The organism is Chamaesiphon sp. VAR_48_metabat_403, assembly GCF_031422475.1.
Lineage (GTDB): Bacteria > Cyanobacteriota > Cyanobacteriia > Cyanobacteriales > Chamaesiphonaceae > Chamaesiphon.
The window spans coordinates 1-9,606 of sequence record NZ_JANPLS010000299.1 but is presented as its reverse complement, the minus strand read 5'-3'; the positions used below and the strand labels follow the sequence as shown (position 1 = coordinate 9,606).

The following is a 9,606-nucleotide window of genomic DNA, read 5'->3' as shown; positions in this document are numbered from 1 at the left end:
TTCAACAATTTATACTTTTTCATTTCAATATTTCAAAAGAAAATCAAACTATTGTTTTTAAAGAACAACAACCTGTTTTTGTAGAAATCATACAATCTATAGTTGGTTCGTTAACAACTATCTAATGATAACTGGCAAAATCCACGATTGGAAACATTTATGGGGCACAGACAGGACATGGTGGAGATGTTCGGGATTGTGGGCATATCGACGATCTTCCCATTCGGACACATGTTAAGTAGCTAGTAAATTTAGCATTTTAAAATACACAAGTATATTCTAATTCTAATGGACAGACTTGCTTCTCAATCTGATTTTCATCGATTTTGAGACTAATCAAATTACTCAATCCTGCTAATGACTGAATATCTGTAATTTGATTTTTACTCAAACCTAGAAAAGTTAAGTTCTTCAATTGGGCTAGTGGTCTAATATCCCTAATTTGATTTTTACTCAAACTTAGAAAGGTGAGATTCTTCAATCCAGCTAGCGGCTGGAGATCGCTAATTTTGTTGCCAATCAGATCGAGGGTCGTCAAATTATTAAATCCAGCTAGCGGCTGGAGATCGCTAATTTGACTATAGTAAAGATCTAGACTGGTGACACTTTTAAGTTTGGCATCGGCTAATCTACAGTCATTGGTACCAGCTTCTCGAAGCAATACATCAATAGTCAATCTTGTGGCAGTAGCAGAAGATTGTTTATCTTGACACCACTGGAAAAAGCTTTTAGAGTTCGTTGGTGGGATCGCTCCATCTAACTTAACAGGCGATGAAGTAGAGCTACAACTTATCAGTTGTGATAAGAATCCGATACCGACCGCCGATATAAGGAATTTTTTCATTTAAATTGAAAGATCGGGATAGTTAATTTATAGAGATAAAGTATCCTCCTCTAAATTTGATGTCGATCGGGATCCATACAATAAGTATGCCCGCAGAGCTAATAAATATTACAATGAATTAGTCTCGATTATCCCTCGCTAGAACGACGACGGCGAGAGCGGCGGGGGCTTTCTTGAGAAGTGCTGTTATTATTGCTATCGCTTGAGGTTTCAGAACGGCGGCGACGAGAGCGACGCGGACTTTCTTGCGAACTGTTGTTATTATTGCTATCGTTGGATGCTTCCAAACGACGACGACGGGAGCGACGCGGCCGATCTTCTGAATTAGAATTTGTATTGGCATCATCAGCGCGTTCGCCATCTTTGGGCATGGGGAGATCGCGCCGATAGCGGGGTTTAATCGGATCGAGCTTGAGTTCGGGTTTGCGTCCGCCGAGATTGTCGGGACGGGGCAGAAAACTTTGAGCGGGAAAATCTTGGACGGCTGTTTTCATAAACCGCGACCAAGCGTAAGCCGCCGTGCTACTGGCGTTACCTGTCGGACGATTATTGTCGTTACCCAGCCATACGCCAGTCACTAATTGGGGGACAAAGCCGATAAACCACAGGTCGCGTTCTTTATCTGTGGTTCCGGTTTTACCCGCTACTGGGCGACCGATTTGGGCGGATGTCGCAGTGCCTTCATTGACGACTCCGCGCATCATCCAGGTCATAATCGCGTTTGTATCGGGTTCAAAAACTTTGGTGGGTTCGGGTTTACTTTGATAGATAATTTCACCTTTTTTATTGGTGACTCGTGTAATCCCGTGGACGGGATTGTGAATACCTCGATTGGCAAAGGTGGTATAAGCACTAGTAATCTCTAGCAGATTGACTTCTAAGCCACCTAATGCTAGGGAATAGTAAGGTTCGAGCTTCGATTCGATTCCCATTTTCTTGGCATTATCAATGACGGGTTGCCAGCCAGTATCGATCAGAATTTTAATGGCGATGATGTTGACTGAATTAACCAGCGCATCGTGCATCGTGATGTAGCCTTTGAACTTTTTACCAGCATTTTTAGGCTTATAACCATCAACATCAAACGGCGCATCGAGATAAGATTTATTCGGGCTGATGCCTCCGGCGATCGCCGTAGCATAGACGATCGGTTTAAAGGTCGATCCGGGTTGGCGTTTGGCTTGGGTAACGCGGTTGAATTGGTGGGTTTCAAAATCGGTGCCGCCGACCATCGATTTAATCCCGCCAGTACGCGGATCGATACTCACCATTGCGGCTTGTCCGAAGGAGCCGCGATTGTTACGGACGGTGGAGTTGACGATTTCTTCGGCTTTGTCCTGCCACTTGGGGTTGAGGGTGGTTTCGACCGTTAAGCCGCCTTCTTTAATGGCTTTGGCAGAAATCCGCTGAGGTAGTTCCTGCTCGATATATTTAGTAAAGTAGCGAGCCTCTTGCTGTTCGCGTTTGAGTGGACTGCGTTTGGGTTTGAGCGGTTCGGCTTTGGCTGTTTTGGCTTCAGCGGCGGTAATAAACTTAGCTTCAGCCATCCGATCGAGTACTAAATTGCGCCTTTGCTCGGCAAATTTAGGATTGACAAATGGCGAGTATTTATTCGGTGCTGGCGGCATGGCGGCGAGGGTAGCCATTTCTGCCAGTGTCAGTTGGTCTACTGTTTTACTAAAGTACACCCATGAAGAATCGGCAACACCATAGCTACCTTCGCCTAAATAGACGAGGTTGAGATAGCGTTCGAGAATTTGGTCTTTAGTCAATCCTTGGGTCAATCTTTGGGCGAGGCGAATTTCGCGCAGTTTGCGCCAAAAACTCCGTTCTTGATTGAGGTAGACCACCCGCGCCAACTGTTGGTTGATGCTACTCGCCCCTTCGACGAGGTTTTTGGAAGTAATATTTTGAACCAGGGCGCGCGTTACGCCTTTGTAGTCTACGCCGTCGTGTTCGTAAAAGCGACGGTCTTCGATCGCGACGAAGGCTTTTTTAAGCTTTTCGGGCATTTGCCAAACTTTGAGTGTCTCGCGGGTAGCATTACCCGTTTGCAGCAAAATGCTGCCATCGACACCTTTAATAGTGACAGTACCAGGACGAACGTAATTAAGCGCATCAGCCGGAGCATACTCGCTGACACTACGATCGACAAAGATCCACGCCCCAGTTAGAGCCAAGCAGCCCACACCTAGACCAGAACCCAGCCAAAACAAGCGTTTTTTGTGGAGCGGTTTGGGGCCTTGAAAGGGCTTGGCAATAGTTTTACCGATCGTCCCAACCGTTGCCCCTACTGCTTTGGCAGTTTTGCCCGCAGCAACTAACACCGGACGTTGCGGACGGCCGGGTTTCCGTTTGTTCGCGCCTTGCTTGCCAACGATAGCGGCATCAGTGAGTTCCCCTGCTTCGGTTGTGGGTACCTTGGGAGTAATGGCATTATTACTAGTGTAAAGATTGGCAGCTACATCCGACGACGAGACATTCTTGGCTCGATCTGGCAGTTCTGATTCGATCGCTACATGGTTGGTACGATCTAAATCGGTACCAGCTAACGGTTGATTCTCACGAGGTTTTGCTGCCCCAGTCAGCGGCAATCTTGCGGATAGTCCCTTTAACCTTGCGAATAAGTTCAACACGTCAACTCCTAATTTAAACCTGGCAGTCGTCAATAATACTTGTAATCGCGATTGCCGAGGTCGTCATCTTTTGTAGTGCAAAAGTTGTCGGTAACACCATCTTTGTGACAATCGCTAATGTTAATTGAGCATGATAGCGTACTAAGCGATTACTGGGGAATACTAATGAAGACTCTTAAAAATTGGTCATCACAATTATACTAGACATCTTAATTGTTAAGGATCTAAATCTGTTGCCGCGATTGCCCCCTTTTCTTGCCTAATGAACAACGATCTTCACTATTTGACGGCTGCTGACCCACAACGTAATGCAATCGGGAGATTTCAGTATCTGAGTTGGGGCGAATTTACTGGATGTGTGAATGTTTCGGTCGCATCGGGACGCGCCTGGGAAATTGTCTTTTACCAAGGACAGATTGTTTGGAGTCAGGATCTCTCACAACCCAATCGATTGTGGCAACGCCTATTGCGCGCTCATGTCGGCTACGAACACATCGGAATTGAATTGTTGTTTCAAGCTGCCAGTCACACCAAGACAACTGCATTTGAAAATGGTAGAGCATTCTGCTGGCAATATCAGGGCGCGATCGCGTTGATGATGCTCTCAGAAATCAAACAATCGGAGCTAGAGGCAATTTTGAGTACTGCGGCACAGGAGACGATTTTCGACCTGTTGCAGTACAGCCAAGGGCAAAAGCTCAACTTTCGCTCTCAGGCTGAAATTTTTAGCCAGCGACCATTAGTAATGGTGAATACAGAAACGGCGATCGAGCGAGCTGAAGTCATGTGGCAAGAGTGGCATACCCAGAAGCTAGGGAATATTTCACCGAATAAAACCCCAGTTATCAGACATCCGGTGCAACTATATCGCCAAACAACGCCGATTATTTATCAAAATTTAGTGCGGGTAATTACTGGCAAACGCACGTTACGGGAAATTGCCCTAGAAATTAATGAAGATTTATTATTAATTACCAGATCGCTAATTCGATATATTCAAACTGGCATTATCGAGTTAATCGATTTACCAGATCTCACGCCTGCACCAATCGAGACTAAAGCTTTACCTACGGCTGTAACTACTACAATGGCCGCAAGATCGACTTCGATCGCCATGGGGGGGCGACCGTCATCTCCCAAATCAGCTCCCGCTAAATTAGTGATTTGTATTGATGATAACCCCCAGATCTGCGAATTAATGAGGGCGATTATCACCGATGCTGGCTATCGATTTATTGCCATTCAAGATGCAACTCAAGCCTTACCGAGATTACTAGAGACTAAACCAGATCTAATTTTTCTCGATTTGATCATGCCTAAGGTAAATGGCTATGAAATTTGCGGTCAAATTCGGCGGATTTCAGCTTTCACCCAAATTCCGATCGTCATTCTCACGGGTAAAGACGGGCTGCTCGATCGCGTTCGTGCCAAAGTCGTCGGAGCTTCAGAATTTACCTGCAAACCAATTACCAAAAATGCGATCGAAGCTTCATTAACTAAATATCTTAGTCCTGTTAACAGAGAATCGTGAGAGGCTGTCTGAAAAGATTTTATGTCTTCGATCGTAGATCTGAATCCCCCCTGTCTTGTCTCGCTAAACCGTCGGGAAACCCGACGAGCGCGAGCCGCTAACCCCCCTTTTTAAGGGGGGAACCGGATCCGGAAGTCCCCCTTAAAAAGGGGGATTTAGCGGCGGTTTTATTCTGGGGGAACCCCAGAATAAAAAACCGACAAGACAGGGGGATTGCTAGGGTTTACGCTTAACAAACTAGACTTTTCAGATATCCTCTGAGTAGATTCGAGTATGTAACTAATTACTATCCACTATTCACTATTCACTATCCTCATGAATGACTCACAAATTCAAGCACGAGCCTATAGCTATTTTTTAGCTGAGGCACCAGAACTATTACAAACGATCGAGCAAGAAATTCTCACATTACCATCCGAACATACGACAGCTAAAGTTCATAATTTAATGCGCGCGCTGCATACGCTTAAAGGTGCCGCCGCCAATGTCGGATTGGACGCGATCGAATGTATCTCGCATAGTTTTGAGGATATGACTCGCGTTTTTTACGACCTAAATGTAAATATCGATTTGTCGATTCAAACATTACTATTTGATGGCTATTCAGCATTGCAAGAATGTTTGAATGCGCAACTTCTCGATCTCCCGATCGATGAAGGGGCAATCGTCGAACGCATGTCTAGCACCCTCGAATGTTTAAAATCGAAATTAGGCGATTGGAGCGAAGCCGATATCGGCTTACCGACGGCGATCGAATTAGGATTTGATATTGTGGCTTCAATTTTTGAAACCACAATTCAAGAGCAAATCGATGAGGTGGTGGCGGCAATCGCCACCCAAGATTCCAGCCTCATGGCAGCCTGTCTCGATCGAGTAACCGATACCTGCATCAGTTTGGCAGAATCATTTGAGTTACCGGGCTTTTTAGCCCTCAATCAGGCAATTATTTCGGCAATCTCCCATCATCCCGATCGGGTGCGGGAAATTGCGTTGTTAGCTCTAGTCGATCTCCAACAAGCTCAAACCGATGTGCTTGCAGGAGATCGCACCAGCGGCGGTAGCGCGAGTGTCGATCTGGCTCGACTAGCCGCAGATCCAGTTCGACTAGAGGTAAAAACCGATGTGGCTGTCGATTCAACGCTAATCGAGCTGCTGAGTGTTAATATCGAACCGATCTCCAGCCAAGATACCGAATTAGCGGCATTCCAGGCATTTTTAAAAAGCGATCGATTTCGCAAACGTCATGAATTTAGTGCCGATAATCAACATTTATTTGTGCAAATTGTTAAGCTATGTTGGGATTGGTTTCGACAAGAGATTCAACCACATCCCGATCGATTGAATTTAGAGTTATTGGTAATGACCGAAGGCTTGGCAGATCTAGATTATATCAATCATTGGATTGGACTATTGTTGAAAGGTTTGAATGCGCCTAATCTGGAGCCAATGGCAATCGCAGACACCAGATCGAGCCTACATCTCTATCGTCAATGTTGTATTTATCAGGTGGTATTTGCTGTTACCAAATATATCGCTGGGACCGAATCGCATTCACAACTCACTCCAGAGTTTTTAACGCAGTTGCGGTTAGAATTGCAATCTACCGTAAATCTCTATCAGCAAGGATCGCCAGTGACTGCGAACGAACGCGGTTGGATCGATCGGATTATTCTACCCCATCATTGGGCGACAAATTCGGCTGTGAATACTGGTGAAGATTTGCTGTTATCAGAAATCTGGGGACAATCGGATTTTGGGAACGATTTACAGTAATCATCTAATTATCTAATTCAGTAACAAATAAACAAAATATTAAGATCGATCGAGCTTTAAGTATAAATAGCTAATATTAATACCTTGGTGGGCATACTAAACTTAGCAACTGCCATATTGTCGCTCGATATTTTAAATTATTACCGATATTTCAGATGAAAAGACGTTCTGTGCTGACTTCCAGCTTGCTATTCTGTGCGAGCTTATCACTGACCGTAGGTTGTAGCGATCGATCGACTTCAATCAAACCACTAGCTACACCCAATCCTAACGGAACTAAATTAGGATTTAGTGCTTGGCCGGGTTGGTTTCCTTGGCAAGTCGCACAAGAAAAAGAACTATTTCAACAAGCAAAAGTTGATGTTGATTTACAGTGGTTCGGTAATTACTTGGACTCGATCGCTGCACTAAACAATGGCAAAATTGATGCTAACAGTCAAACATTAGCAGATACAATTAGTTCGATTGCCGCCGGAAAAGATTTAGTGGTGGTGCTAACCAATGATAATTCTACTGGTAACGACAAGCTAATTATTAGCGAACAAATTAAATCAGTCAAAGATCTTAAAGGTAAAAAAGTCGCTGCTGAAGAAGGTACGGTCGATCATTTTTTGCTAGTGCAAGCTTTAAAAAAAGTCGGCATGACGATGAAAGATATTATTTTTGTGCCCTTAGAAACAAGTAAAGCTGCGGATGCATTTGTCGCAGGTCAAGTCGATGCTGTTGCTGTATTTGCACCATTTACGACCAAAGCTTTGAAACGTCCTGGCAGTAGAGAACTATTTAGTTCTAAAGATTTTCCCGGTTCGATTTCCGACCATTTAGTATTTACCCGCAAATTTGTCACCGCACATCCAGAAAAAGTCCAAGCAATCGTCGATAGTTGGTTTATGACTCTCGACTTTATTAAAATGGGTCGCAATCGAGACGATGCCGATCTAATTATGTCTAAACGAGCGGGTGTGAGTATGGCAGAATATAAGGACTATCTCGATGGAACTAAAATCTTTTCTGTGGAAGATAATCTCGAAGCATTTAAAGCTGGGAACGATAATACTTATTTACCTCAAGCCGCAGCAGAAACTAGCAAGTTTTTGTTTGATAATGGTTTAGTCAAAACGCAAGTAGATCTTAGTAAGTTATTTGACGATCGATTTGTCAAGGCTTACGCGGCTAAAATCAAGGCTGCACAAAGTTGACGATCCCGTTAGGATCTACTGGATGTGTCTACAATGGAGAGGATTGGCGATCCGCTCCAACAGAGCAGCTCGACGCGATGATGGAATATCGACAAAATTTGGCACCCCAGGAGTTATTTACTCATGCAAGCTCTGACTAAGATCGATAGTTCTAGACAGCGAGAAATATTAGAAATTCTCTTGCATCACGGCTGGGATTACATGCGCCAAATCCTCACCATTGGTAAAGCTGTAGGCACATCAGAACATCGGGTGGATGTGCCCCCACCTGCCATTTTGCGAAGTATCCTCGTCGATTTAGGGCCAGTATATATCAAGCTGGGGCAATTGCTCAGTACGCGACCCGATTTGCTGCCATTAGAGTACATCGAAGCCCTTAGCGAACTTCAGTCTAACGTCCCCCCGATCGATTGGCTGGAAATCGAAACAATTTTAATCGCACAATTGGGCCAAAACCCCAATAACATCTTTGCTCAGATCGAAAGGCAACCCGTCGCGGCGGGTTCGATCGCCCAAACCCATCGTGCTATCCTCAAAAATGGAAGGCAAGTAGCTCTCAAAGTCCAACGACCGGGGATCGAGCGATTGGTGAGTAGAGATATCGCCACCATTAAACAAATTGCCAAACTGCTGTCGGGAACTGATTTTGGCAAACGCTACGACTTAGTTGCCCTAGCTGCCGAATTTAGTACCGCCCTTTTAGCTGAATTAGATTTCGTCCAAGAAGCCCGCTATACCGAATTATTACGGCAAAATCTATTGGCTGGTCGCTGGTTCGACACTGCTAAAATTATGGTACCAGAGGTCGATCGACAGTTATCGACCGACAAATTATTGGTGCTGGAATGGTTAGATGGCGTACCGATTCTCTCGGCACAACTCAGTGGCAAAAATCATGGCGGCGATCCGCACCAAGAGCGGCAAGCCTTAACAGTGCTGTGTTTTCGCGCTTTCTTTCAGCAATATTTGGTAGATGGTTTGTTTCATGCCGATCCGCATCCCGGCAACCTCTTTTACCTAAACGACGGGCGCATTGCCGTGCTCGATTGTGGCATGATGGGGCGATTGGATGCCCGCACCCAATCGGCTCTGATGGAAATGATTTTGGCAATTGTCAATAGCGACGCACAACGTTGCGCCCAAATTACCCTGCAATTAGCCGAACCGATGGGCGAACTCAATCTCTCGCGCCTAGAATGGGATTACGATCGCCTGTTGCACAAGTACAATAATCTCAGCTTGCAAAATACCAACGCCAGCGAAGCGTTTTATGAAATTCTCCAAGCGGCACGGCATAACAATTTGCGGTGGCCGAGTAATATCGGCTTATTTGCCAAATCACTCGCCAATCTCGAAGGTGTCGGGCGACAATTCAATCCCGAAATTAACTTGTTTGAAGAAGTCCGCCCGTTGATGACCGATATGTTTCAACGACAACTCCTCGGCGACGATCCGTTACAATCGCTACTTCGCACGGGCTTAGAATTAAAAAATCTCTCGCTCCAATCGCCCCGCCAATTAGCCTTTTTACTCGATCGATTTAGCTCGGAAACATTAAAGCTAAATATCACGATTCAAAATTTAGACGGTCTGCAAAATAGTGTCGATGATGCCGCCAATCGG

Annotated in this window: 6 protein-coding genes; 4 read left to right on the top strand and 2 right to left on the bottom strand. The window is 45.1% G+C overall.

What is annotated here, in order from left to right; translation table 11 throughout:
• Positions 1–259: 259 nt before the first annotated feature.
• Together RMO79_RS14295 and RMO79_RS14290 are read right to left on the bottom strand one after the other, a co-directional pair.
• Positions 260–844 carry a leucine-rich repeat domain-containing protein gene (locus RMO79_RS14295; RefSeq protein WP_310483845.1) on the bottom strand — a complete coding sequence of 195 codons (585 nt, stop codon included), beginning with the start codon at positions 842–844 and terminating at the stop codon, positions 260–262.
• Between the two features lie 128 nt (positions 845–972).
• Positions 973–3,480, bottom strand: a complete 2,508-nt coding sequence (locus RMO79_RS14290) for a PBP1A family penicillin-binding protein (protein ID WP_310483843.1) — start codon at positions 3,478–3,480, stop codon at positions 973–975.
• Between the two features lie 262 nt (positions 3,481–3,742).
• Here RMO79_RS14290 and RMO79_RS14285 point away from each other — a divergent pair, with 262 nt between their 5' ends.
• The 4 genes from RMO79_RS14285 to RMO79_RS14270 all read left to right on the top strand — a co-directional run.
• Positions 3,743–5,011 carry a response regulator gene (locus RMO79_RS14285; protein WP_310483842.1) on the top strand — a complete coding sequence of 423 codons (1,269 nt, stop codon included), beginning with the start codon at positions 3,743–3,745 and terminating at the stop codon, positions 5,009–5,011.
• A gap of 315 nt (positions 5,012–5,326) precedes the next feature.
• On the top strand, positions 5,327–6,784 hold the full coding sequence (locus RMO79_RS14280; protein WP_310483841.1) for an Hpt domain-containing protein: 1,458 nt from the start codon (positions 5,327–5,329) through the stop codon (positions 6,782–6,784).
• Between the two features lie 155 nt (positions 6,785–6,939).
• Positions 6,940–7,983 (top strand): ABC transporter substrate-binding protein, encoded by a 1,044-nt coding sequence (locus RMO79_RS14275; RefSeq protein ID WP_310483840.1) that lies wholly within the window; start codon positions 6,940–6,942, stop codon positions 7,981–7,983.
• Positions 7,984–8,106: 123 nt separating this feature from the next.
• The coding region (locus RMO79_RS14270; protein WP_310483839.1) for an AarF/ABC1/UbiB kinase family protein at positions 8,107–9,606 on the top strand (1,500 nt) is incomplete at its 3' end.